This is a genomic window from Microbispora sp. NPDC046933 (assembly GCF_040644635.1).
Lineage (GTDB): Bacteria > Actinomycetota > Actinomycetes > Streptosporangiales > Streptosporangiaceae > Microbispora.
This window is the reverse complement of the sequence record NZ_JBEYWW010000001.1, coordinates 343,487-366,895: the sequence shown is the minus strand read 5'-3', so window position 1 is coordinate 366,895 and position 23,409 is coordinate 343,487. Positions and strand designations below refer to the sequence as shown.

The window sequence follows — 23,409 nt, the reverse complement described above, 5'->3', positions numbered from 1 at the left end:
AGGTCACTTCCAGAAAGGACTGAGATGCACCCTTTACGGCCGGGTGATCCCGAGCAGATAGGCGAGTACGCCATCCTGGGACGGCTGGACGAGGGGCCCCGCGGCGACGTCTATGTCGGCAAGGAGACCGGCGACGACGCCCCTGTGCGGGTGATCAAGCTCTTGGCCGCCGAGCCGGGTTCGGGGCAGGCCGTCCTCGACCGGCTCACTGTGGCCACGCGTGTTTCCAGCTCGTATGTGGCCCGCACGATCGCGGCGGGCCTGCTCGGTGATCGGCCCTACGTCGTCAGGGAACACGTCGAGGGGCGCAGCCTGGCCGCCGCCGTCGCGGCCGGGGGCCCGCTCGCCGGGGAGGCGCTCGAACGGGTGGCGGTGGGCGTGCTCACCGCGCTGACCGCCGTGCACCTCGCCGACCTCGCGCACGGCGCGCTCACCCCGCACAACGTCATCGTCGCCGACGACGGCGTCAAGCTGACCGACGTCGCCGTCGGGGCGCCGGTGGGCGAGCCGGCGTACCGGGCTCCCGAGCAGATCAGGGGCGAGCGGTACGACGCGTACGCGGACATGTTCGCCTGGGCCGCCACGGTGGTCTTCGCCGCGACCGGGCGTCCGCCGTTCCCGCAGGAGCCGCAGGCGGTGCTCAACGCGCAGCCCGACCTCGGCGGCCTGGAGGAGCGGCTGCGCCAGGTCGTGCTGCCCGCGCTGGCCAAGGAGCCGGGGCAGCGCCCGACCGCCTACACCGCGATGCTGCGACTGCTCGGCGGCGGTGCCGCCGGAGCGCAACCGGTCGCGGGCCCCGGCGCGGGAGTGGCGCTGCCCGCGCAGCCGCCGGTTGGGGGAATCCCCGTTCCGCCGGCTCCGCAGCAGACGTGGGGCCCGCCGCCCCTGCCCCAGCAGCCTCACCGGCCCCAGCAGGCGCCGGCCGCCGCCTGGCAGCCGCCCGCCATGCCGCAGGAGCAGCCCCAGCAGCAGACATGGGGGCCTCCGACCGCACAGGGCCAGGTCGAGGCGGCCAGGCGCAAGCCGTTCCCCGTGGGGCTCGCGGCCGCGGTCGGCGCCGTGGTCCTGCTCTCCGGGGTCGGTCTGTGGGGCGCCGGCCGGTACGCCGACGTCCAGCTGTCGCCGGCCGCCGCGGAGCGCGCCGCGGGCCAGCACGGTGCCGGCGGGCGCGCGGTCACGGACGGCGGTAACGCGGGTGGCGGGACCGCGGGTGGCGCGACCGGAGGCGGCGGGCAGAACCCGACGGCGGCGCCGCAGGTGACGGTGCCGTGGGCGCTGTCGTCCGACGATCCGGACTCGCCGGTGCAGCCGCTGGTGTTGCCCAGCGAGTGGCCGACGGACGATCCGGTGACACCTGAGCTCACCTCGGTCCCTACCCCGGGTCCGATCGTGCCGCTGCCGACCCAGCCGGTGGTCCCGCCGCCGGCGCAGCCGACCGGCCGGTCGCAGCCGACGGCCCGGGTGACGACCACCGCCACGGTCACCGCGAAGCCCAGCCCGGTGGCGACGGAGCCGTCTCCCGAGCCCCCGGCCACGCGGTCGCCCAGTCCGACGGCCACGCAGACGCAGGAGCAGGCGCCGAGCCCGCAGCCTACGGAGCCCACCGAGACGCCGACCAGGGCCGAGCCGAAGCCGAGCACTCCGGCGCCGAAGCCGACGACCGCCGCGCCGAAGCCGACGACCGCGGCCCCGAAGCCGAGCACTCCGGCGCCGAAGCCGACGACCGCCGCGCCGAAGCCGAGCACTCCGGCGCCCAAGCCCACGACCGCCGCGCCGGCCAGGAACCCCTACAACGCGGCCCAGGTCTGCGGGTCGGGCTTCTACGTGCAGCGCAGCAGCCCTCTGGCGGGTGGCACCACCTACCAGCTGTACAACTCCAGCACGGGGGAGAACTGCGTCGTCACCCTCAAGACGGCCGACGTCGGCAAGGCGACGCCCGTCTCCGCGACCCTGGAGGTCCAGGGCGGCGGCAGCAAGACCGACAGCGGTAACTTCCAGTACTACGCCGGCCCGGTGAAGCTCCAGGCCAAGGGCAAGTGCGTCAGATACTCCGGCAGCGTCGGCTCGGCCGGCACCAGCGCCGGCTGGGCCAACTGCGGCTGACCGGTCCACACGAAGGCCGGGCGGGCATCCGCCCGGCCTTTCGCCCGCCCGGCCTTTCGCCCGCCCGGCCTTTCGCCCGCCCGGCCGCCGGATGGGCCGCAAGAGGCGGTCGCGGGCAGCGGGTGACGCCGGGAACGCGTCAGGCGCGATCAGCGGGGTCCACCACTCGCCGGCCATCTCCCGGCCGGTCGTGAGGGGAGATCGCATCGCCACCGGAGCTGGGAAGGGTCCAGCTCGCGAGAAGATCCAAGGCGCGTTTCGAGGATGAGCCGGCTTCGGCGGTGTAGACGAAGAGTGTCGTATCCGGGTCTCCGGGCAGGGAGAGGGTCTCGTACTCCACGGTCAGCTCACCGACGAGAGGGTGACGCAGTCGTTTGGAGCCGTGGGTGCGCTGGTTGACGCGGTGCTGGTCCCACCAGTGGGCGAACTCACGGCTGCGTTCGCGCAGCTCGGCGATGAGGGCGGCGGTGGCCTGGTCGTCCGGGTCGCGGCCGGCGGCGAGCCGCAGGTTCTCGACCGAGGTCCGCGCCTGGACGTCCCAGTCGACGAACAGTGATCGGGCGTCGTCGTCGAGGAACATCCATCGCGCGTAGTTACGGTGCCGGGGCGGCAGCCGTTCGAAGTCGGTGAACAGCGCTTTCGCCATGCGGTTGGCGGCGAGCACATCGGTGCGGCGGCCGAGGACGAGGGCGGGCTCGCCGTCGAGGGCGTCGAGGAGCTGGTAGAGCCCGGGGCGCACGCGCTGGACGCCGCGGGCTCGTCGCCGTACGGGCGCCGCGTTCGTTTCGATGAGGTCGTGCAGGTGCAGGCGTCCGGCCTCGTCGAGCCCGAGGGCACGGCCGACGGCCTCGATGACGGCAGGCGAGGGGGTGATGCGCCGGCCCTGTTCGAGCCGGGCGTAGTAGTCGGTCGAGACTCCGGCCAGAAGGGCGACCTCCTCGCGACGCAGGCCCGGGACCCGCCGCACGCGGCCGTCGGGAGGCAGACCGGCCCGTGACGGGTCGACCTGGCTCCGGGCGCGTCTCAGGAAATCAGCGAGTTCGCGATTGGTCTCGGCCATGAAACCCAGTGTCCCTCCTGCTCTCCGTCCCTGACTGGTCCTGTGCGTCCTAGGTTGCCCCGTGCACGGTTGCACAGGGCGCGATATGGGCGTCCACAGCGGGTTGTGGCGAACGACGCTGGTGCTGTGCCGGTTCCGGGGCTTTCCCGCGCTACCGGCGACATTCGACAAGCAGAGCGTTCGACAAGCAGAGGATGACCATGAGCTTCCCGACAGATCGACCGGCCGTCTGGTTCGTGACCGGCGCCTCCCGTGGCCTGGGCCTCGAACTGGTCAAGCAGCTGCTGGAGCGCGGTGACCGCGTCGCCGCGACGACGCGGTCGTCCGAGCGGCTGCTCGCCGCGCTCGGCGACGGGATCGACCCGTCGCGCCTTCTCCCGCTCACCGTCGACCTGCGCGACGAGGCGGCGGTCAGGCGGGCCGTCCAGGAGACCACCGCACGTCTGGGGGGTCTGGACGTCGTCGTCAACAACGCGGGCTACGGCTTCCTGGCCGCGGTGGAGGAGACCGGCGACCGCGAGGTCCGCGACATGCTCGACGTCCAGGTCGTGGGCGTGTGGAACGTGCTGCGGGCCGCCCTGCCCATCCTCCGCGAGCAACGCGGCGGCCACATCGTCAACGTGTCCTCGATCCTGGGCCTGACCGCCGTCCCGGGCTGGGCTCTCTACTGCGCCGGGAAGTTCGCGCTGGAAGGGCTGAGCGAGGCCCTCGCCGCCGAGGTGGCGGACTTCGGAATCAAGGTCACCATCGTCGAGCCCGGCTACTTCCGCACGGAGTTCCTCACCGAGGACTCGCTCGCCCTGCCCGCCCAGACGACCGCGCACTACCCGGCCATCCGCCAGATGACCCTCGACCACCTCAAGCTCCAGGGCAGCCAGCTCGGCGACCCGGTCAGGGGCGCCGGCGCGATCATCAACCGCGTCCTGGCCGGTGAGGGGCCGCTGCGGCAGCTGCTCGGCTCGGACGCCCACTCCTATGCCACGGCCAAGGTCGAGGCCCTGCGGGCGAACGTCGAGGCCACCGCGCTCAGCGCGCCCGCCACCGACTTCCCGGCCGCCTGAACCCGCCGGAGTCGTCACGGTCGACCCCCTCGCCCAGGAGCTTCGAGCGGCCCTGCCGCGGAGGGGGCGTCCTCGTCACGACGGCCCGAGGTCAGTACCCGCGGTATCCGGTGCCGGTCTTCATGCCCACCACACCGGGCACGGCCGAGACCGAGCCGTAGCGCTCGATGGCGTAGCGGACGCCCGCGATGATGTTGTCCACCGGGTTCCAGATGTCCTTGTGCCCCGGCAGGGACCAGCGGTTGAACGTGGGATCGATGGTCTGCATCAGCCCCTTCGAGGGCGTTCCCGCGGCCGCGTTCGAGTCCCAGTTGTTGATCGCGTGCGGGTTCCCGCCCGACTCGTGCCGGATGATCATCCAGATGTCGTCCCGGTTCATCTTCTCGGCGGGGTAGCCCTGGGCTTTGAGGATCTCGATGGCCTGCTCGATCCACTCCTTGACCTGGCCCGTGGGCGCGGGCCCGCCGCCGGCCGGCGGCGGGCCGCTGGGGCCGTAGCCGCCGAAGCCGCCGCTCACGCCCGAGCCGCTCACGCCGCTCAGGCTCGTCCGGCCGTACGAGGCGTACGTCGGGTGGGCCTTGTCACCGGGGGTCCCCGTGTAGCCGGGGGCGCGCTGCCAGTCGACGGTGTGCCCGTGCCGGGGCACGAACTCCTGTTTGCCCGGGTCCGGGATCTTGGCGAAGGTGAGCGCGCCGTCGCGGTAGTCGGCGCCCAGGCGGGTGCCCAGCGTCTTCATGGCGTCGCCGACGGCCGTGGTCACCTGCTCCAGGTGCGGCCGGGCGTCCTCGACGCCCCGGGAGACGATGGCCCGCAGCCCCGAGTCCAGCTCCTCCTCGGTGGCTCCCCGGTTCCGGCCGCGGTAGGCCGCCGCCTCGGCGACCACGTCTGCGCAGATGCCGTCGATCTTCGACTTGGCGGTCTCCAGTGCGGTCGCGACCTTCTCCAGCGCGCCCGCGCACGCGACGAGAGCGTCGTGGACGCCGTCCGCCGCCTTGCCGTACCTGTTCATGTACCGCACGAAGGCGTCGGCGGACAGGCCCTGCCACGCGGCGTCCACGGTGCGCACGGCCCGGCTCACCCCGCCCGCGTAGTCCTGCGCGTCGCGGGCCGCGCCGCGCCACTTCCCGGCGATGTCGCGGATCTCGCCGGGATCGCCGCTCACCTTCTCCGCCATGGCGGCCAGCTCGGCCCCGCCCGGCAGATCCGCGACGCCGCTCATGCCACCCCCTCGCCTGGCGGCTCGGGGTCGCATGAGCGAATCGCGCTGTGCTTACTGATTCGCTCGCTCCGCTCGCTCATGCCACCCCCTCGCCTGGCGGCTCGGGGCTCGCTCCGCTCGCTCATGCCTGCATCGAGGTGGACGTGGCCTTGTGGGCCGTCCGGACGTTGTCCTGAACCGCCTCCAGCGCCCGCTCCACACCCTTCAGCTTGGTCCTCGCGTCGGCCGCCTCGGCGGTCAGCGCGGCGTAGGCCGTGTCGACGGCCGCCGCCAGCGCCGCGGCGCCGTCCACGTGCCCGAAGACGGCCGCCAGGGTGCCGGGCGTCTCGGGAAGACCGTCGTGCAGGCTCTCGTACTGGCCCCAGGCCTTGCTCACCGCCGTACGGCAGCTTTCGAGCGCCTGGAAGTGGATGTCGAAACCGGCCACACGCCGCTCCTTTCCGCCCGTCACTCACTGTCCGGAGGAGGCAGGAACGCGGTCTGGGCGAGCCGCGCGCCGAACCTCCTGTCGACGTGGTAGCCCCGGCCGGGCGGCAGCGGATGCGCCCGGACGTTGCCGAACAGGTAACCCTCGTCCTTGTTGCCGGACAGGATGACGGCGGGGCTTGCCATGTCCTTCAGCTTCTGGACGACCGGGTCGTACATGGCCCGGCCCGCGCCGCCCATCTGGCGCGACAGGACCAGGTGCAGCCCGATGTCCCGCGCCTGCGGCAGCAGGTCCACCAGCGGCAGCAGCGGGTTGGACGAGGTCGCGACGAGGTCGTAGTCGTCCACGACGACGTAGACGTCGGAGCCCTGCCACCAGCTCCTGGCCCGCAGCTGCTCGGGCGTGAGGTCCGCCGGAGGCAGCCGCTTGAGCAGGGCACCGCGCACGTCGTTGATCAGCTCCTGGGCGGCGGTGCTCGACGCCGCGTAGCCGATGCGGTGGGCGGTCGCGGCCGAGTCGAGCAGCGACCTGCGGTAGTCGACGACGATCATCATCGCCTCGTGCGGCTGCCGCCTGGCCACCAGTCCCTCGGCGACGAGCCGCAGCAGGTTCGACTTGCCGCTCTCGGTGTCGCCCAGGACGACGAAGTGCGGGTCGGCGTCGAAGTCGAGCAGCACGGGCGAGAGCGTGGCCTCGTCGATGCCGATCGGGATCTTCGGTCCCGTCTCCTCGGGGCCGGGCAGCGAGGCCGCGGGCAGCACCGGCGGCAGCAGCCGGATCGGCGGCGCGGGCGGCCCCTGCCAGGCGTCCCTGACCGCGTGCACGAGCCCGCGGACACCCGCGGCGAGGTCCTCGGAGCTCTGCACGCCGTCGATCCGCGGCAGCGCGGACAGGAAGTGCAGGCCGTCCTTGGTGAGGCCGCGTCCCGGCACGCCCTCGGGGACCGCCAGCGACGCCTTCCTGTTGACCTCGGACTCGTAGGCGTCGCCGAGCTTGAGCTCGACTCTGGTGCCGAACAGGTCGCGGATGCTCGCCCGGAACTCCGACCACTTGTTGGTGGCCGCCACCACGTGGATGCCGTACCCGAGCCCCCTGGCGGCGATGTCGGTGACGACGGGTTCGAGCGACTCGAACTCCTGCCTGAGCGTCAGCCAGCCGTCCACCACCAGGAACACGTCGCCCCAGCCGTCGCCGTCGCGGCCGGACTCGGCCCGCATCCGCCGGTAGGCCGCGACCGACTCGATGCCGTGCTCGGCGAAGTCGGCCTCACGCCGCTCCAGGATCGTGGAGATCTCGGCGACCGTACGGCGGACGCGGTCGGCGTCGAGACGGCTCGCGACGCCGCCCACGTGCGGCAGCGCCTCCAGCGAGGCCAGGGAGCCGCCGCCGAAGTCCAGGCAGTAGAACTGCACCTCGCGCGGCGTGTGCATCAAGGACATGCTCGTGACCAGGGTCCGCAGCACCGTGCTCTTGCCGCTCTGCGTGCCGCCCGCGACGCCGACGTGGCCCCCGCCTCCCGACAGGTCCAGCCAGTAGGGGTCGCGGCGCTGCTCGAACGGCCGGTCGACGATGCCGACGACCGCGTGGAGCATCCCCCGGCCGCCCCAGCCCGCGGTGGTCAGGCCGTGTTCCGGGGTGACGGACAGCGGCGGCAGCAGGTGGGCCAGCGTCGGCGGCTCGGCCAGCGGGGGCAGCCAGATCCGGTGCGCCGGCGGGCCGTGGCCGGTGAGCCGGCCCACCACCACGTCGAGCAGGCTGTGCCGCGGGCCGCCGGGCTCCTCGGCGGGGGCCAGCTCCTTCGAGGCCTCGGTGACCTCGACGGGCGCGAAGGCGGGGCCGTACTCCACCACGTCGCGTACGGGCCGGCCGGCCTCTCCGGGGGCGGACCGTCCGGGGTCGGCGTGGTGGGGGCCGGACACGTAGGCGGCCTTGAACCGGGTCATCCCCGTGGTGTCGTACTTCAGGTAGCCGTTGCCCGGGGCGGGCGGCAACTCGTAGGCGTCGGCGACGCCGAGCACGACCCGGCTCTCCATGGCGGAGAACGTGCGCAGGCCGATCCGGTACGACAGGTGGGTGTCGAGGCCGCGCAGCCGGCCCTCCTCCAGCCGCTGGGAGGCCAGCAGGAGGTGCACGCCGAGCGAGCGGCCGAGCCGCCCGATCATCACGAACAGGTCGATGAACTCCGGCTTGGCGGTGAGCAGCTCGCTGAACTCGTCGATCACGACGAACAGGGTCGGCAGCGGCGTGAGATCCGCGCCCTGCTCCCTGGCCCGCTCGTAGTCACGTAGCGAGGCGTAGTTGCCCGCGGCGCGCAGCAGCTCCTGGCGGCGCACCATCTCGCCGTGCAGCGCGTCGTGCATGCGGTCGACGAGCGGCAGCTCGTCCTCCAGGTTGGTGATGACCGCCGACACGTGGGACAGGGACTCCAGGCCGAGGAACGTGGCGCCGCCCTTGAAGTCCACCAGCACGAAGTTCAGGATCTCGGAGGAGTGCGTGATGGCCAGGCCGAGCACCAGGGTGCGCAGCAGCTCGCTCTTGCCGGAGCCGGTCGCCCCGATGACCAGGCCGTGCGGCCCCATGCCGCCCTGCGCCGACTCCTTGATGTCGAGCTCGACGACCCGCCCGTCCGCGCCGAGGCCGATCGGCACCCGCAGCCGGTTGCGGCCGGCGCGGGGCTGCCAGATCACCGCGGGATCGAGATGGACGGGGTCGCCCACGCCGAGCAGGTCGGTGAGCGAGGTGTTGACGCCGAGCACGTCCTGCGCCTCGCCCTGGGCGCCTGCGGAGGCGCGCAGCGGCGCGAGCTGCCGGGCCAGCCCCTCCGCCTGGGGATAGCCGAGGTGGTCGGGGTCGCCGAGCCGGTTGCTCGACCGCCGTCCCGCGTGGTCGATCTTGACCATGTGGAAGCCGTCGGGCTGGACGTCCAGCCGGAGCGTGATCGCCTCGGGGGCCGGCCCGGTCGAACCGGACAGGTCGATCACGGTAACGCCCTGGATGGCGTCCGAGCCGAGCTGGCTGTCGTGCGGCACGTGCCCGCCGTCCACGATCACCACGTGGTACGGCAGGGCCTCCGCGGAGGCGCCGGGACGGAACCTGGCCCGCTCCCTGAGCTCCTCCCCAACCACAGCGTCGAGGTGGGCGAGGTTCTCCGCCATGAGCCTGACCTGGCCCGCGGCGTCGGCCTGCTCGGGGTGCAGGGCGTGCGGCAGCCACTTGACCCACTCCCAGTGGGGCATCCACTCCTTGCTCGCGCAGATCATGATCCGCATGTCGTCGGGGGAGTGGAAGACGACGAGCTGCGCGATCACCGCCCGCAGCAGCTCGCGCACCGCGGCGGGGTCGCCGGTGAGGTGGATGCGGGCGAAGGAGTGCAGTGCGACCGCGACGGGCAGCCCCGGCACCGTGGCGTGCGCCCGGACGAACCGGCGCAGCGCGCCCGCCGACAGCGCGTCGAGGTCCTCCACCGGTTTGGTGTCCGGCGGGACGAGCTGGATGGCCAGCTTCTGCACGCCGGTGCCGAGCCGTACGGTCGCGAAGTCGTCGTCGCGCGGCCTGCGCTCCCACAGGCGCGGCCCCATCGCGATCCACCACAGCGAGTCGGGCGGCGGCCCGCTCCACTCCAGCGCCTCCCGCTGCTGCACGGCGGCCCTGCGGACCTTCCTGCGGATTTGGGACAGGTAGCGGAAGTAGTCGCGGCGCAGCCCGTTGAGCCGGTTCCTGCGCTCACCGGCGTTGCGCCCGAGCTGGCCGACGCTCATGCCGATCATGGAGACGGCGAACAGCCCGCTGGCCACGTACATGAGGGGGTTGCCGCCGCCGCCCGCCGTGAACATCAGCGCCATCGCGGCGCCGCCGGCCAGCATCGGCACGTACGTGAGTACGGACATCAGACCCTGCGGCTGGACCTCGGGAATCTCCGGCGGGGATTCCAGGAGGATCTCGCCACGGGGCGGTTTGGGGCCCGGGCGGCGCTCGGGGCGCGAGACGACGACAATGCTCATCTGACTGACTTTTCTACCAGGTTTGCCGATATTTTCGGGCTGTCAGAGAGATCTCCGGGAGAGGATTCCCGCTGTGTCATCGCCGGCCCCCCTTCACGTCCAGCAGGGCCAGATCCAGAGCGCGGCCCATCAGGGCGGGGTTCAGGAGGGCCCAGTCCATCAGGGCACAGCTCAGCAGGGCGCGTTGCCGCAGGCGACCGCGCCGCTGCCGCCCCTGTGCCACGTCACCGTGGTCGCCCCGCGCAGGAAGGCGGACCTCGCGCTGCCGTCGGACATCCCGCTGCCGCACGTCCTGCCGGGGCTGCTCCGGGCGGTCGGCGAGGTGGGAGGCGACGCGGCCGCGGCCCCCGGCTGGGTGCTCCAGCGTCTCGGCGGCCCGCCGCTCGACCTCGGCCAGAGCCTGGGCGCGCTGGGCGTCCTGGACGGGGAGGTCCTCTACCTGCGCCCGCGCGACGCGGTGCTGCCCCCGGCGGTGTACGACGACGTGGCCGACGTCGTCGCCACCGGGACCAGGGAAGGCGGCGGCAGGTGGGAGCCGCGGCACACGCGGCTGCTCGGCATGGGCGTGGCCACCGGGCTGCTCGCGCTCGGCGCCGTCGTCCTGGCGCTCGCGGCGGCCCCGCCGCGGCTCACCGCGGGGGTGGCCGGAGCCGTCGCGGTGCTGCTGGTCGCCGCCGGAGCCGTGGTGTCCAGGGCCGTCGGCCGGCCCACGGCGGGCGCCCTCGTCGGCTACGCGGCCCTGCCGCACGGCTTCCTCGCCGGGCTGTTCACGCCCGGGGCCTCGGGCTCCGTGCTGGTTCTCGGGGCGCCGAACCTGCTGGCCGCGCTCGCGTACACCGCGCTGGTGGCGACGGTGGGCGGCGTGCTGATCGCCGACGGCGTGGCCGGCTTCCTCGGCGTCGCGGTCGCGTCCGTCGCCGGGGCGGTGGGCGCCGCGTGCGTGATGCTGTTCGGCGGATCGGGCGCCGGGGCGGCGGCCGTGGTCGCGACGGTCCTGCTGGCGCTGAGCCCGCTCATCCCCACGCTGTCGTTCCGGATGGCCAGGGTGCCGCTGCCGCCGCTGCCCACCAGCGCCGAGGAGTTGCGCGGCGACAACCAGCGCATCGACGGCCCGCTGGTGCTGCAGCGGACCGCGCAGGCCCACCGGTACGCCACCGGCATGGTCATCGCGATCGCGCTCGCCGGTGTCGCGGGTGAGCTGCTGCTCGTCCAGCAGGGCGGCTGGGTCGCCCGCGCGACGGCGGCGACGCTGGCGCTCGCGCTGGCGATGCGGGCGAGGGTCTTCGCGGGGGTCGCCCAGCGGCTGTGGATGATTCTCACGGCCGTGGCCGGGGCCGTCGCGCTGGCCTTCGCGCTGGGCACGGGCGCCGACGCGGTCTCCGAGGTGGCCGTGACGATCGGGGTGTTGTGGACGGCCCTGCTCGTGCTCGGCCTCGGTCTCTGGCTGCCCACGGGCAAGCCCTCGCCGTTCTGGGGGCGGGCGGCCGACATCATCGACGCGCTGCTGGTCGTCGCGCTGGTCCCGCTCACTCTGGGCGTGCTCGACCTGTACGCATGGGTGCGCGGCCTGTCGGGCTGACCCATCGGATCGCGTGACGGCGTCTCCCGACCGCTCTGGTCCCTGACTGCGCCGGCACCTGGAGTGCGCTGGTCGCCGGTGGCCTCCCGCCGGAGGTCACCCGGTCGGCCGCACCGGCAGCAGCGCGGGGCGCTTGGCGGCACGACCGTCGCCGGACGACCTGCCGAGGAGGCGCCGCACCAGCCATGGGCCGAGGAACGAGCCGGCCCAGCGCACCTCGGCGCCCACGGCCCGCCAACCGGCCGGGTCGATCGGGGGATGCAGGGGCAGCGTCCAGCCGTCGTCGCTGCCGGGCAGGCCGAGGGCGTGGGCCACGGCCGCGGCGATGCGCTCGTGGCCGAGCGGACTCGCGTGGAGCCGGTCGGCGCTCCAGAGCCGGGGGTCGGTGGAGACGGTGTGGTGCGCCGTCTCGGCGACCACGACCCCGTGTCGCGCCGCCGCCGCCCGGATGCGGTCGTTGAGGTCGAACACCCGCGACCGGAGCGGCCGGGCGATCGGCGCGATCTTTCCGACGTCCGGGAACGTGAGGGTCGCGACGCGGGCGCCCGCCGTCGTGAGAGCGGCGAACATCGCCTCCAGGTGCCCGGCCACCTCGGCGGCGTCGAAGCGGGGCCTGATCAGGTCGTTGACGCCCGCGACGACGGTGACCAGATGGGGGCGCAGGGCCAGGGCCGGCGCGAGCTGCTCGCCTCGCACCTCCCCGGCGAGCCGCCCGCGCACCGCCAGGTTGGCGTACGTGACCTCCGGGTCCACGGTCGTGAGCCGCTCGGCGAGCCGGTCGGCCCAGCCCCGCGGGCGGGCGGGGTCGCCGTCGCCGAGCCCTTCGGTCTGGCTGTCGCCGAGGGCGACGTAACGCAGGCGCTCACCGCTCGGCACGGGCCACCTCCGGGCGGCGAGAAGCCGGCGCGGTCCCTTCGCCCGGCACGGCCGGGGTCCCTTCGCCCGGCACGGCCGGGGTTCCTCCGCCTGCGACGGCCGCGTTCCTGGCGCGCAGGATCGCGGCGGTTCGCAGGCACCAGTCGCGGTTTCCCTCCTCGAAGGCCAGGCCGCGCAGGCAGGTGAGGTACGGCCCTACGCGCCGGCCCGCGCGAAGGAACTCCTCTTCGCCCAGGTCGCCGCGCATCTTCCGCAGGATCCGCCGGAACAGATCAATCTTGGCTTCGGCCATGGCGGCCCTCTCCTCGACCTGCCGGATCAGCGGCCCGGCGTCGACGTGGTCGGCCGCCTGCACCTTGACGAGCAGGTCGTCGCGGATGAACGACGGCTTCGACGCGGCCGCCGCGAACCGCTCCAGCTCGGCGAGCCCGGCGTCGGTGACGTGGAAGAGGCGCTTGGCGGGCCGGGTCTCCTGGACCACCCGCCGCCCCGCGACCAGCCCCTCCCTCTCCAGCCTGGCCAGCTCGGCGTACAGCTGCTGGGGCAGGGCGTGCCAGAAGTTCGCCACGCCGACGTCGAACGCCTTCGCCAGCTGGTAGCCGCTGAGCTCCCCGTCGAGCAGCGCCGCGAGGACGGCGTGCCGTAAGGCCATGGAACCACTCCCTCCGCTCTTTCATAGTCAAGAATATGACTATTCAAAAAACTGAGCATCGGGAGACCCCCGAAAACGTCCGGAGAGGGGGTTCACGCCGTGCGGACGGCCTAAAGCCGACGGCCGGAGCCGCCCAGGATCCGGAGCGGGGCCGCCGGCGAGGGAACCGGCGGCGTTCTCGGCTAGAGCCGGTCGGCCCCTTCGGGCGACGCCCGCTCGTCGAACGCGCGGCGGGCGTCGCCGAGGAGGCCGGTCAGGTGCGGCACCCCCGCTGCCTCCAGCCCGCCGCGGAGCATCTGCTCCTTCGCCGCCTCCGCGGCCGCCTCGGCCCGCCGTACGGCCGTGACGACGGCCTCCGCGAGCGAGCGGCTGTCGAGCCTGCGCATGCTGAGCGGGTGGATGTCGAGGGCGAGAAGTGTGCCGACGGCGTCGACGGTCGCGGTGACCCGGCCCTCGTCGGCCCTGCCGGCGTACTCCCGCGTGATCCATTCCGTCGCGAGCTCGTCCATCAGGGCGGCCGCCGCCTCCAGCCGCTCCATGCGCGCCCGGAGCTCACGCATCTCGTCCACGGTCACTCCTCCCGCAGCAGGGCCTGGACGTACGGGGCGAGCGGGTCGCCGGGCGGCGGGGAATCGGCGAACTCCTCCATGGCCCTCGCCAGCCGCTCGCCCATCTCGCCCCGCGCGGCGCCGATCGCGCTCCGGATCGCGGCGGACATCGCGACGTGGTCGAGGTCGCGCATCGCCCGCGGGTCGATGGTCAGCCCGAGCAGAACGCCCGCCCCGGAGACCCTGGCCACCACGGCGCCCGTGGCGTCCGTCCCCTCGACCACCTCCTCGTTCAGCCCGTGGAGCAGGTCGGCGAGCGCGCCGACGCGGCCCTGGACCTCCCGCACCAGGCCGGCGACGTCGCCTTCCCTGCCCTCGTTGAACGCGGCCGTGTTCTTCACCGCAGGTCCTTGTTCGCCGACTGCCAGTAGTCGAGGATGTGCGCGCGGTCCGCCACTGCGGGGGTGAGCGTCAGGTCCCTGCGGCCCCGCGCCGGGTCGCCCTCCTGGAAGAAGGCGGCCCGTACGTCGTTGAGCTTCTGCTCCAGCTTGTTCAGGTCGCTCTCGTAGGCCATGTAGATGTCGGCGAACTGCTTGACGAGGTTGCCCAGCGCGCTGACGAACACGCCCGCCTGCGATATCAGCGCGACCCGTCCGGCGGGGTGCGCGCTCATCGCCGCCAGCGTGCGGAGGATCGGCGTCGAAGCCGCGTAGAGGCCGAACACCGACAGGTCGTACTCCAGGACCTCCTTGAACTGGCTGTGCATCGCGCCGCTCATCTCGCCGGTGACCCCGTGGAGCTTCTCGTACAGGACCGTGGTGTTGAAGCGGACCCGCCGCCCGAGCAGGTCCGCCGCGTGGCCCTTCCAGTTCGGGCCGACGTCCTGGAAGTAGGAGAACCAGATGTCCGACCTGCCGCTCTCCAGCCGGCCTCCCATCTCCTTCCACAGCTCCCGACGGTCGTAGAAGAGGAAGGGGTTGCCGAGGTTCAGCGTGGCCGCCACGTCCAGGGCGAGGGCCGCGATCCCCAGCCCGGACAGGGCCGCGGCGGTACGCGTCTGCTGCCGCAGCGGGTTCAGCGCTTTGACCAGATCCCGGAAGAAGCCGGGGTCGGTGCGGGTCGCGGCGGAGGCGGCGGCTCCGTCGGCCGGTGCCACGGAGACCGTTCGCCGGACGTTGCCGCTCGAGTCCGTGACGTAGAGCTCGTTGGGGCCCGAGGCGGGCCGGCCCGGGACGAACAGCTTGCCCGGCTCGCTGGGCGGGGTCGACATGCGGGTCCTCTCAGGGGCGCGTCTGCTGGATGGCCGCCTTGGCCGCCTTCTCCGCCGCGACGTAGTTGTCGGCCGCCCTGACCAGGGTCTCGCCGTCCCTGTGCAGGGCGTCGCCGAGGATGCCGGCGGCGTCCGACCACGTGTCGGCGACGGAGTTGAACCGGTGGACGGAGGCGAGCCCGACGATGGGGATCCCGGCGAGCGGAGTGAGGTTCCAGCCCTGGAAGCGGGGCGTCGCGTCCCTCAGCCGCCGCACGCCGTCGGCGGAGCCGCCCACCGCGTCGGCGAACTTCCTGATGAAGCCCGCGGCCACCTCGTAACCGGGCAGGCCGGACGAGCCGCCGCCCGGCGCCGGCCAGCTCGCCGGGACCGCGGAGGCCGTGCCCGGCCGCTGCCCGCGTATCGAGTCCGGCAGGCACGGGCCGGGCGGGCACGGGGGCGTGTGCGGGCAGGGGCTCACCATCGAGGAGACGGAGGGGGCCGAGAAGGCGGACGTCCCCGGCCCGCCGGAGGAGGATGCGCCGTATGACACGTGATCTTCCCTATCACCGGGCTCTGCGCCCCTGCCATGCGCCAGGGCGACGCTTCCGCAGGTGGAAAGCGGAAATTAGGGGGACGTTCACTGGCATGTAACGGGCGAGCCGCAGGTCCCGTACGCCCCGCTTTGGATGCGTTAACTTGCCGGTGTTGCGGAAATCGCGGGGAACAGGGGCTCAGATGGCCGGCGGCGGGTTCGACGACTTCGACATGGAGCGGTTCAGGGAACGGGCGGACGCCAGGATGGCGGCCGTGGAGCGCCTCCAGACCACCCTGTCCTCGCTCGTGGGCCGGGCCCGGGACGAGGACGGCCTGGTCAGCGTGGAGTTCTCCGGTCAGGGGCTGAGCGAGCTCGAGCTTCATCCCAAGGCGATGCGGCTGAGCTCGGGTGAGCTGGCCGACCGGATCAAGGAGACGGTGCGCGCAGCGTCCGACGACCTCTACCGGCAGATGAACCGGGCCATGGCCGAGGTGCTCGGCCAGGAGGGCGACCAGGCGAGGTTCCTGGACGACCCGGAGGCCGTGCTCGCCCAGGTCAGAGAGGCGGAGACCGCCTTCGACCGGACCGCGGAGGACGTGCTGGGCGAGCTCGACCGGATCAGCCGCAGGCTGAGCCTCTGACCGGCCACAATGTCGCCTATCGGTTGCTCGGTTCACTGGCCGAGGCCGAGGACGCCGTACAGGAGGCCTACGCGCGGGACGCCCGATAGGTACGAGTCGCGTGGTCCGGCCCTGCCCGGGGCCGGCAACCACTGGGGCAGGGACGTGGTCGCGCGCGGGTGCGGGCGGCGGTCGGTCGGCTTCGCCTGCCGGGTTCACGGCTGGAGGGTCTGGCTGCGGTCGATGATGTCCAGGACGGCGTTCCTGGTCTGGCGGAAGGCGGCGACGGTGTCGTGGGCGGCCGCGGTGACGGCCTGGTCGGCGGGTGCGACCGCGGGTTCGAGGAGCAGGGCCACGGTGTCGGCGAGGACGTCGCCGGGGTCGCCGGCGCTGGGCGGGGCGGAGTCCGGGTGGAACATGGCGGTGCCGAAGCCGCTGAGCACGGCGTGCATGGCGTAGGACTGGTCGGCCAGCGGGCGGTCCTGGCGGATGAGGCCGTGCCGGCGCAGGATCGGCATGACCGCCTCGCACATGGCGCTGGGCTGGGTGCGCTCGAACAGGTCACGGTCGCCGGCCTGTGCGGTGAGCAGCCGCAGCAGTTCGCCGTCCTTGGCGGTGAGACGGCGTGCCAGCGGGGATCGCAGCCCGGTGCGGATCAGCAGCGGGGCCAGGTGGCGCGGACGTACGGCGGCGGGGTCGGCGGTGATGCGGGCGATGATCTCGTCCAGGAAGGCCAGCAGTTCGCGGGCGAACAGGCCGAGGATGAGGTCCTCCTTGGTGGGCCAGTACAGGTAGACGGTGCCCTTGCCGACCCCGGCCGCTCCGGCGATCTCGCTGACGGTGACCTTGCGCACGCCGTGATCGGCCACCAGCTCGCGCGCGCTGTCCAGGATGCGGGCGGCTTTGTGCGAGTGGTGTTCGACCAGCTGGCTCACCGTGCTGTCCTCCGTTGTCGTGCTGTCAGGGTGTTCGGTTCCGGATCAGAGGGCGGCGACGTCGATGTTCTTGGCCCGCATGTCCTTGCTGTTGAACATTCTCCTGCCCATGGTCTTGCCGACGCCCGGCATCCGCATCAGGCGCATCATCCCTGCCCGCAGGAGATACTCCTTGCGGTCGTGCGGGGTGAAGATGCGGCGTCCGGGCAGGGCGCTGTCCTGCTGCAGGTGGATGAACGGCCTCATGCGCGCCTCCCAGGCCCGTAGCGCGCCGGGCAGGTCGCCGGGATGGCGCTGCAGCATGGTGCCCAGCAGTTCGCCGCCGGCCATGCCGCTGGAGGCGCCCATGCCCGCGTACAGGGTGACGCACCAGGCGGAGTCGCCGATCAGGACCACCCGGCCGCGGTGCCAGCGCGGCATCTTGACCTGCTGCACCGAGTCGAACAGCGCGTCGGGCGCCTGCTCGTAGCGCGTCAGCAGCCCTTCCAGCAGGGAACCGGTGGGTTCGGGGCCGAAGGCGGCGCGGATGGACTCGATCGGCGGGCGGCGGAACTCGGCGTCGACGTCGGCGGTGCGGTAGGAGAACAGCAGGCTCGGGGCATGATCGGCGAACGGGAAGGCCCACACCGAACGGCCCGGCTCGGCCAGGACCAGGCCCTCGTGCAGGCCGAAGCCGTCGACCGGGCCGTCCAGCACGGTGGCGCCGACCATGTAGTTCAGCGGGTGCAGGTACTCCTCCTCGGAGCCGAAGACGAGCCCGCGCACGGTGGAACGCATGCCGTCGGCGCCGATCACCAGGTCGAAGCGCTCGGTGACGGTGGTGCCCGCGGCGGTGTCGTGCAGCGTCACCTCCGCCGCGGCGTCGTCCTGGGTGATGCGGGTGGGGACGGTGGAGTAGCGGATCTCCACGTCGTCCGGCAGCGCCGTGAACAGGCCACGCTCCACATCGCCGCGCAGCAGCGGCCGGGGGCCTCCGGCCATGAGGGAGGGGTTCATGCCGGGACGTCGGCGTCCCGCGCGGTCCACCTCGTAGCTGGTGACATGGGGCCCGCTGCGGTCGCCGATGGCGTCCAGCACGCCCAGCCGCCGGGCCGAGGCGACGCCGGCGCCGAACAGCATGACGAAGTAACCGCCGGAGCGGCGCGCGGGCGCCCGTTCCACCACCACCGGCTCCCACCCGACCTGGCGCAGCCGCAACGCGGTGGCGATGCCCGCGATCCCCAGCCCGACCACCAGCGCCCGGCCGGCCTTGCCGACATCGGTCATGACGACTCCTCTCGTAGGCTCCGCGGCCATGCTAGCCAACAAACTGACCAAATCGGTTCTATTGGTCAGTAGCGGCGCCGGAAAGAGGGCGGCGACGCCTCGATTGCTCTGCGGGCACGGCGCGGTCGGCCGCCTCGGCGGGCCGCTGACTGATCATGACCCCCCGGGCGGCGAACGCCTTGCCGCGTCGGCGGCGGCGCGGGCCGCCCGCGCGGGTGCGGCGGCGACCGGCATGGGCACCGCCACGACACTGCGCCGGCACTTCAACGCCGCACGGTCGGCGTGCCTGCCGAGACCTAGCGCCGTACCTTCCGCTCGACGGACCCGTCCCGGCCCGGACGACAGCGGGCAACACCGGCAGCGCCCCACAGGGTGACGGTGCCTCATCCGACCGGCTGATCGCGCGATCTCCCGGGCCCGGCCCGCGGCGGGGCGACCTCGCGTTCGAGCTCCGGCTCGCGAGACGAGTCCGACCGGCGCCCGCGCATCCGGCCGCGCGCGAGGCGGTCAGCCGGCTGCCGAGCCCTGCTGCGCGGCGGCGACGGGTCGTCGTCAGCCGATGCGGTCGGGGCTGATGGCGCTCGTCACGCGCCAGACGTCCGGCTCGGGGTCGTAGATCTCCCGCTCGCGCTCGTCCTCCCCGCCCGCCCCGGCGCCGCCCGCCGCCGGCGCGTAGGGGAGGAAGGACGAGCCCGCGCCGCTCTGGCCGGTCCGGTAACCGCCCAGGACGGCGCCGCCCTCCCCGGCGACGCCGGTGCCGTAGCCGGTGCGCGCCCCGCCGTACGCGCCGATCACCCCGCCCGGCGGCAGCGTGCTGGCGGGCCCGGCCGTCGTGACGGGAATCCGCGAATCCGGATATCCGGTGAGCACGTCGGGGGTCGTGCCCGCTGGGGTCGTGCCGGCGGGCAAGGGATGGGTGTTCGCCAGGTCGGTCCTGTCGGAGCCGCCGATCACGGCCGGAGCCGTGCCCGATCCGTCGCCGGAGCCGCCCGGCTGCGCTGTGGTTTGCGCTGTGGTTTGCTCTGGCCCTGTGCCCGGCTGTCCTGGGTCTGCCTGTCCTGTGCCTGCCTGTCCTGGGTCCGGTGACCCCCCGGGGCCGGGGGACGAACCCGCCGTGCCGTTGCCGGTGCCGTTGCCGGAGCCCGGGCCGTCCGCGCCGCCGGAGCCGCTGCCCGAGTGGCCGCCCCCGCCGGATCCCGAACCGCTGGATCCGGTGGAACCCGAGCCCCCCGTGTCTGAGCCCCCTGTGTCTGAGCCCCCCGTGTCTGAGCCGGTCGTGTCCGAGCCGGTCGTGCCGTCACCGTACGAGCCGCCGTGCCACACGCCGTCGGTGCTCGTGACGGGCGCCCCCGTCCCGCCCACATGGATGCGCGGGGAGCTCCCGAGGTCGATGTGCAGCGGCTCGATGGCGGGCAGATCGAAGGCCAGCCCCTCGGCGAAGGCGTTGTTCGCCTCCTGGATCTTCTCGTTGAGCGCGCGGAAGTGGTTGCGGGCCGCCTCGTCGGGGTCGGGCGGCGGGCTCCCCGTGGTGCCGCCGCCCGCGCCCTCGTCCGAGCCGCTCGTGGCCGCGGGGAAGTTCGCCCGCGCGTCCCTGACCACGTCCGCGTACCAGGACATCGCCGCCCCGCTCGCGGTCATGGCGTCGCCGAGCGCGCCCGCCGTGGCGTACAGCGCGCGGAGCGCCGACTGCACCTGCTCGGCCGCGGGGCCGCGCCAGACCTCGGACAGGTCCTTGGCGGTCCTGCTCAGCGCCGCCTGGATGCCCGTCTCGGACGGTCCGTTGCCGCCGACCTTCCCGCCCACCAGATCGGCGGCGTCGATGAACGCCTGACCGGCCCGCCGGACCTCGTCGGGTTTCGCGGCGTCCAGCTTCTGCTTGATCTGCTCCCGGGAGAGGTTGTCCGGGTCGAGCCCGTCGAGGCTCGCGTACACCTTGATCGGCTCCCAGCCGGCTTCGGCCCCCATCGCGATCATTCCCCTTGACCTCGGCAGCTCAGGCGCTGCTGCTCGTGTGGCCCTTCTCGTAGTTCACGACGGCCTGCTCGACGGCGCTCACCATCGCCTCGATGCGGTCGATCAGCAGCTGATACTTGCCGCTGAGCACCTCGTGGGCCTGCTCGGCGTTCAGCCCGAAATACTTGGCCGTCTCCCACGGGCCGGTCTCCGCGGGGCCGACGTTGGTCAGCCCCTGGACCTCGCCCGCGGTCCCCGGGCCGCTCCAGGTGGCGCTCATGCTGGCGGGAGCGCGTCCGCGCAGCGTGCCGAGCTCCTCCCGCAGTCCCTTGAGGATCTGCCGGACCCGCGTGTGGTCGATGTACAGCTCCTCCGGGCCCCCGCCGAGACCCGGCCAGCTCTCGGGCAGCCGCAGCTTCGGCGGCGGCGACCCACCGCCGGGATCGTGGCTCATGTCTCGCCTCCCTCGCCTTACGCCCTGTCGATGCGGGGGGACGTGGTCTGCTGGTCGCTGACGAAGAGGTCCTCGTCTTCGAGCAGCCAGGTGGTGCGCTCACGCTCCTGGCGCTCGCCGTTCCCGCCCGTGCCGTGCGGGGCCATCGGGACCATGCCGTTGCCCATTCCGGTGCCCATTCCGGTGCCCATTCCGGTGCCCGCGCCGGCGCGCAGGGCGGCCGCGTTCACTCCCGTGCCTCCGGCGCCGGTGCCCGCGCCCGCGCCAGAACCGCCGCCCGCGCCGTATCCGCCGTACCCTCCATAGCCGCCGTACCCGGTGCCGGAGCCCGCGCCGGGGACGCCGGTCGGGGTGCCGATATCGGGCAGTCGCGGGGTGTGGGCGGCGAGGCTGGTGCCGCGGCCGGTGCCGTCGAATCTGGTGTCGCCGAGCCCGGTGCCGTCCGGCCGCGTGCCGTTCTCCCCAGTGCCGTTCTCCCCAGTGCCGCCCGGACCGGTGCCGCCCGGAATGCCGCCGAGGCCGCCGTTCAGGTCACCGCCGCCGGTGCCGTCCGGGCCGGTGCCGCCGGTGCCGCCGGTGCCGGTCCCGCCGCCGGGGACGCCTGTGCCGCCAGGTCCGTACGGATCGCCGGTGCCGTTCCAGCCGGGGAAGCCGCCGTCGCCGAGGCCGTTGTGGCCGGTGCCCGTGCCGAGGTCGCCAAGTGACGAGGGGCTCTGCCATCCACGCACGTCCGTGGGGAGCGTCCCGTTCGGGAGGGCCGACCCGGGGCCGGTCACCGGCGTGTACGCCGGGGGCGTCGTGTCGAACTTCGGCACGTCGGTGTCGAGCGACGCGGGGAAGAGGGCGTTGGCGGCCTGCGTGGCCTGCGTGAGCTTCCTGAGGTGCTCCTCGGCCGCCTTCATGTCCTTCTCCTCCTTCGACTCCCCGAAGAGGTTGAAGAAGGGGCCGTCGCCGAAGACCGAGCCGATGGCGCCGCCGATGCCGCCCACGATGAACCCGCCGACGCCGCCGATGACGGCTCCGGGAATGGCTCCGACGCCCGCGAAGGGAGAGCCCGCGATCGCGCCGCCCGCGGCGCCCACCGCCCCCGCCTCCATGGCCGCGTCGTACCAGTCGACGTCGCTCTTCGTGGGCTCGGGGACGTTCTCGCCCCTGAACTGGTTGAGGGAGCCGGCGTAGACGTCCAGCGCGGGCACCACACCGCGTGGCGAGGGCGGCCCCATCTGTCCGGCCGGAAGGGAGGTGTCCACGATCGCGGTCATCGCCGCGGCCGTGGAGGCCCTGAGCCGCCGGAGCTGCTCCTTCACCTGCTTGGCGTCCTCACCGGTCGTCCAGTGCCTGTCGAGCGCGTCCAGGTGCCTGTCGAGCGTCTCGAGCACCGACTTGAGCTTGTCGTGGACGCTCTTGAACTCGCCCGAGGCCGCCCTGATCAGCTCGGGATCGGTCTTCTCGAGCGCGGTGCGCAACGCGTCCAGCGTGACGACGCCCGGCTCCGACGCGTCGATCGCCGCCCTGATCGGCATCTTCCTGTCGGCCACGACGCCTCCCCAACCGCTTAGACGTCCGCCACGCCGACGTGCCGCGCGCCCGCCTGCTCCCCGGCGTCGAGGTTCCTGATCGCCAGCTCCAGGCGCTCGGCGGCGATGCCGAGGGTCGCGGCGATCTCCGCGTAGACGGCGGTGACGGCGCCCTCGGCGCCGGTCAGGCTCGTGTGGAAACCCATGGCGGCCTCCCAGAAGCCGCCGAGGGCCTCACGGCGCTCGATCAGGCGCTTCACCGCGCCGCCCTCGGCGAAGGCGACGGGAGTCACCTCGCGTTTGGACGCACCGGGCGCCAGCAGCTCCAGCGCCTCCTCGAAGTCCTTGCGCGCGTTCCTGAGGGCCGTGCGGCTGACCTCCACGCCGCCGTCGCGAGCCATGCGTCACCCTCCCGTCAACGCCGTGACGGGCACCGGCCGAGGAGCGCCGGTGCCGCCGGCCGTACCGTCGGACGTCCGCTCATTTGCCGTCGAACATGGCGGCGTTGATCCGCTCCACGTCCTGCATGTTCATGTTGGTGATGTTGATGTTCTTGGCCAGCAGGGACACGATGTCCGCCAGGCCCTTGGCCTCCTGCTGCCAGATCCGCCTGGTCTGGTCATAGGCGTCCTTGGCGCCGCCCTGCCAGATCGCGGTCTTGGTGTTGAGCTTGTTCTCCAGGTTCTCCAGCTCGGTGACCAGCCGGTTGAAGGCGTTCTGGAACTCGGTCTCGCCCGTGTCGAGACCGCTGAAGTTGACCTTGGTGATGTCGAAGTCCACCGTCGCGCTCTCCGTCCGTTCCTGGTGGTCGTCTCGGGCTCAGCGGCTGTACGAGGCGGGCGGGGCCTGGTTGATCAGCGCCTCGATCTTGTTGATCTCGGCGGTCGCGTGCGCGTTGAACTCGGCGTAGTTCTTGTTGTTCGCCCTGATGCTCTCCGCGAGGGTCTGCAGGCTGCCCAGGATGACGTCCATGCGCTCGTGCCACAGCAGGTGCACCTTGTTGAACGCGTGGTGCGACTCGCCCTGCCAGTGGACCTTGAGGTTCTCGCCGGCGCTGTCCAGGTAACGCTGGATGCCGCGGATGTTCTCGGCCGCGTCGCCGATCCAGGTGATCGCCTCGTCGAGGTCGTGCCGGCTCACTTGGGCCTGGCTTGCGCCAGAGTGCGACATGGTCACCTCCACTGATCCTGTCGAATTCCCCGACCAGGAGGGTCGGGTGATGACCCGAAAGTCACAGTAATGGATCAGTGTGCGGCTTGCCGCGGCTGTCCGAGATTAAGATTTTGTCACGTCTCTTGCGGATTTGTCAGGCAGCCGGTTAGGAGATTTGCACGATTTGCGAGCTTTATGG

22 protein-coding genes are annotated in these 23,409 nt (G+C 73.0%); 4 read left to right on the top strand and 18 right to left on the bottom strand.

The window, feature by feature from the left end:
• Positions 1–24: 24 nt before the first annotated feature.
• Complete coding sequence (locus ABZ857_RS01560; RefSeq protein WP_357035721.1) at positions 25–2,103, top strand: serine/threonine protein kinase; 2,079 nt, start codon at positions 25–27, stop codon at positions 2,101–2,103.
• A gap of 139 nt (positions 2,104–2,242) precedes the next feature.
• Here ABZ857_RS01560 and ABZ857_RS01555 read toward each other — a convergent pair whose 3' ends face one another.
• On the bottom strand, positions 2,243–3,163 hold the full coding sequence (locus tag ABZ857_RS01555; RefSeq protein WP_357035718.1) for a helix-turn-helix transcriptional regulator: 921 nt from the start codon (positions 3,161–3,163) through the stop codon (positions 2,243–2,245).
• 200 nt (positions 3,164–3,363) lie between these two features.
• Here ABZ857_RS01555 and ABZ857_RS01550 point away from each other — a divergent pair, with 200 nt between their 5' ends.
• Positions 3,364–4,224, top strand: coding sequence for an SDR family NAD(P)-dependent oxidoreductase (locus ABZ857_RS01550; RefSeq protein WP_357035715.1), 861 nt, complete (start codon positions 3,364–3,366; stop codon positions 4,222–4,224).
• A gap of 91 nt (positions 4,225–4,315) precedes the next feature.
• On the opposite strand, the gene ABZ857_RS01545 is transcribed toward ABZ857_RS01550, so the two are convergent.
• From ABZ857_RS01545 to eccCa, 3 genes are all read right to left on the bottom strand, one after another.
• Entirely contained in the window at positions 4,316–5,443 is a 1,128-nt protein-coding gene (locus tag ABZ857_RS01545; protein ID WP_357035712.1) for a transglycosylase SLT domain-containing protein, read from the bottom strand.
• Between the two features lie 121 nt (positions 5,444–5,564).
• The gene (locus tag ABZ857_RS01540) at positions 5,565–5,870 is read right to left on the bottom strand and encodes a hypothetical protein (RefSeq protein WP_357035709.1); all 306 of its coding nucleotides are present in this window, start codon (positions 5,868–5,870) and stop codon (positions 5,565–5,567) included.
• A 20-nt stretch (positions 5,871–5,890) separates the two neighbouring features.
• Positions 5,891–9,871, bottom strand: coding sequence for a type VII secretion protein EccCa (eccCa, locus tag ABZ857_RS01535; RefSeq protein WP_357035704.1), 3,981 nt, complete (start codon positions 9,869–9,871; stop codon positions 5,891–5,893).
• A 73-nt stretch (positions 9,872–9,944) separates the two neighbouring features.
• Between eccCa and eccD the strand changes: the two genes are divergently transcribed.
• A complete protein-coding gene (gene eccD, locus ABZ857_RS01530; protein ID WP_357035701.1) occupies positions 9,945–11,450 on the top strand; it encodes a type VII secretion integral membrane protein EccD in 1,506 nt (501 codons plus the stop codon).
• A 96-nt stretch (positions 11,451–11,546) separates the two neighbouring features.
• Here the strand turns inward: eccD and ABZ857_RS01525 are convergent, their stop codons facing one another.
• The 6 genes from ABZ857_RS01525 to ABZ857_RS01500 form a co-directional block, all read right to left on the bottom strand.
• A complete protein-coding gene (locus ABZ857_RS01525; protein WP_357035698.1) occupies positions 11,547–12,326 on the bottom strand; it encodes an SGNH/GDSL hydrolase family protein in 780 nt (259 codons plus the stop codon).
• Complete coding sequence (locus tag ABZ857_RS01520) at positions 12,313–12,978, bottom strand: PadR family transcriptional regulator (RefSeq protein WP_357035695.1); 666 nt, start codon at positions 12,976–12,978, stop codon at positions 12,313–12,315. The genes ABZ857_RS01525 and ABZ857_RS01520 overlap by 14 nt, the downstream gene beginning before the upstream one ends.
• Positions 12,979–13,160: 182 nt before the next feature.
• Positions 13,161–13,538, bottom strand: a complete 378-nt coding sequence (locus ABZ857_RS01515; protein ID WP_357036208.1) for a YbaB/EbfC family nucleoid-associated protein — start codon at positions 13,536–13,538, stop codon at positions 13,161–13,163.
• Between the two features lie 11 nt (positions 13,539–13,549).
• Entirely contained in the window at positions 13,550–13,927 is a 378-nt protein-coding gene (locus ABZ857_RS01510; RefSeq protein WP_357035692.1) for a YbaB/EbfC family nucleoid-associated protein, read from the bottom strand.
• Positions 13,924–14,796, bottom strand: a complete 873-nt coding sequence (locus ABZ857_RS01505; RefSeq protein WP_357035689.1) for a hypothetical protein — start codon at positions 14,794–14,796, stop codon at positions 13,924–13,926. Before ABZ857_RS01505 ends, ABZ857_RS01510 begins: the two co-directional genes overlap by 4 nt.
• 10 nt (positions 14,797–14,806) lie before the next feature.
• On the bottom strand, positions 14,807–15,328 hold the full coding sequence (locus ABZ857_RS01500) for a hypothetical protein (protein ID WP_357035686.1): 522 nt from the start codon (positions 15,326–15,328) through the stop codon (positions 14,807–14,809).
• Between the two features lie 185 nt (positions 15,329–15,513).
• Here ABZ857_RS01500 and ABZ857_RS01495 point away from each other — a divergent pair, with 185 nt between their 5' ends.
• Positions 15,514–15,954: a YbaB/EbfC family nucleoid-associated protein gene (locus tag ABZ857_RS01495; protein WP_357035683.1), complete on the top strand. Its 441-nt coding sequence runs from the start codon at positions 15,514–15,516 to the stop codon at positions 15,952–15,954.
• A 194-nt stretch (positions 15,955–16,148) separates the two neighbouring features.
• Here ABZ857_RS01495 and ABZ857_RS01490 read toward each other — a convergent pair whose 3' ends face one another.
• From ABZ857_RS01490 to ABZ857_RS01455, 8 genes are all read right to left on the bottom strand, one after another.
• Positions 16,149–16,868, bottom strand: a complete 720-nt coding sequence (locus tag ABZ857_RS01490; RefSeq protein WP_357035680.1) for a helix-turn-helix domain-containing protein — start codon at positions 16,866–16,868, stop codon at positions 16,149–16,151.
• Between the two features lie 45 nt (positions 16,869–16,913).
• Positions 16,914–18,134, bottom strand: coding sequence for an FAD-dependent monooxygenase (locus tag ABZ857_RS01485; protein ID WP_357035677.1), 1,221 nt, complete (start codon positions 18,132–18,134; stop codon positions 16,914–16,916).
• Between the two features lie 552 nt (positions 18,135–18,686).
• Positions 18,687–20,099: a hypothetical protein gene (locus ABZ857_RS01480; RefSeq protein WP_357035674.1), complete on the bottom strand. Its 1,413-nt coding sequence runs from the start codon at positions 20,097–20,099 to the stop codon at positions 18,687–18,689.
• Between the two features lie 28 nt (positions 20,100–20,127).
• The gene (locus tag ABZ857_RS01475) at positions 20,128–20,541 is read right to left on the bottom strand and encodes a hypothetical protein (RefSeq protein ID WP_357035672.1); all 414 of its coding nucleotides are present in this window, start codon (positions 20,539–20,541) and stop codon (positions 20,128–20,130) included.
• A 17-nt stretch (positions 20,542–20,558) separates the two neighbouring features.
• Entirely contained in the window at positions 20,559–22,079 is a 1,521-nt protein-coding gene (locus ABZ857_RS01470; RefSeq protein ID WP_357035669.1) for a hypothetical protein, read from the bottom strand.
• A gap of 17 nt (positions 22,080–22,096) precedes the next feature.
• Positions 22,097–22,459, bottom strand: a complete 363-nt coding sequence (locus ABZ857_RS01465; protein WP_357035666.1) for a hypothetical protein — start codon at positions 22,457–22,459, stop codon at positions 22,097–22,099.
• Positions 22,460–22,538: 79 nt separating this feature from the next.
• Entirely contained in the window at positions 22,539–22,838 is a 300-nt protein-coding gene (locus ABZ857_RS01460) for a WXG100 family type VII secretion target (RefSeq protein WP_030508519.1), read from the bottom strand.
• 39 nt (positions 22,839–22,877) lie between these two features.
• Positions 22,878–23,228: a WXG100 family type VII secretion target gene (locus tag ABZ857_RS01455; protein WP_357035663.1), complete on the bottom strand. Its 351-nt coding sequence runs from the start codon at positions 23,226–23,228 to the stop codon at positions 22,878–22,880.
• Positions 23,229–23,409: the final 181 nt, after the last annotated feature.

Bases quoted from the DNA above. Each gene is read 5' to 3' on its own strand.
- ABZ857_RS01560 (WP_357035721.1), top strand. From the start codon at position 25: ATGCACCCTTTACGGCCGGGTGATCCCGAGCAGATAGGCGAGTACGCC.
- ABZ857_RS01555 (WP_357035718.1), bottom strand. From the start codon at position 3,163: ATGGCCGAGACCAATCGCGAACTCGCTGATTTCCTGAGACGCGCCCGG.
- ABZ857_RS01550 (WP_357035715.1), top strand. From the start codon at position 3,364: ATGAGCTTCCCGACAGATCGACCGGCCGTCTGGTTCGTGACCGGCGCC.
- ABZ857_RS01545 (WP_357035712.1), bottom strand. From the start codon at position 5,443: ATGAGCGGCGTCGCGGATCTGCCGGGCGGGGCCGAGCTGGCCGCCATG.
- eccCa (WP_357035704.1), bottom strand. From the start codon at position 9,871: ATGAGCATTGTCGTCGTCTCGCGCCCCGAGCGCCGCCCGGGCCCCAAA.
- ABZ857_RS01520 (WP_357035695.1), bottom strand. From the start codon at position 12,978: ATGGCCTTACGGCACGCCGTCCTCGCGGCGCTGCTCGACGGGGAGCTC.
- ABZ857_RS01515 (WP_357036208.1), bottom strand. From the start codon at position 13,538: ATGCGTGAGCTCCGGGCGCGCATGGAGCGGCTGGAGGCGGCGGCCGCC.
- ABZ857_RS01505 (WP_357035689.1), bottom strand. From the start codon at position 14,796: ATGTCGACCCCGCCCAGCGAGCCGGGCAAGCTGTTCGTCCCGGGCCGG.
- ABZ857_RS01495 (WP_357035683.1), top strand. From the start codon at position 15,514: ATGGCCGGCGGCGGGTTCGACGACTTCGACATGGAGCGGTTCAGGGAA.
- ABZ857_RS01485 (WP_357035677.1), bottom strand. From the start codon at position 18,134: ATGACCGATGTCGGCAAGGCCGGCCGGGCGCTGGTGGTCGGGCTGGGG.
- ABZ857_RS01480 (WP_357035674.1), bottom strand. From the start codon at position 20,099: ATGGGGGCCGAAGCCGGCTGGGAGCCGATCAAGGTGTACGCGAGCCTC.
- ABZ857_RS01475 (WP_357035672.1), bottom strand. From the start codon at position 20,541: ATGAGCCACGATCCCGGCGGTGGGTCGCCGCCGCCGAAGCTGCGGCTG.
- ABZ857_RS01465 (WP_357035666.1), bottom strand. From the start codon at position 22,459: ATGGCTCGCGACGGCGGCGTGGAGGTCAGCCGCACGGCCCTCAGGAAC.
- ABZ857_RS01455 (WP_357035663.1), bottom strand. From the start codon at position 23,228: ATGTCGCACTCTGGCGCAAGCCAGGCCCAAGTGAGCCGGCACGACCTC.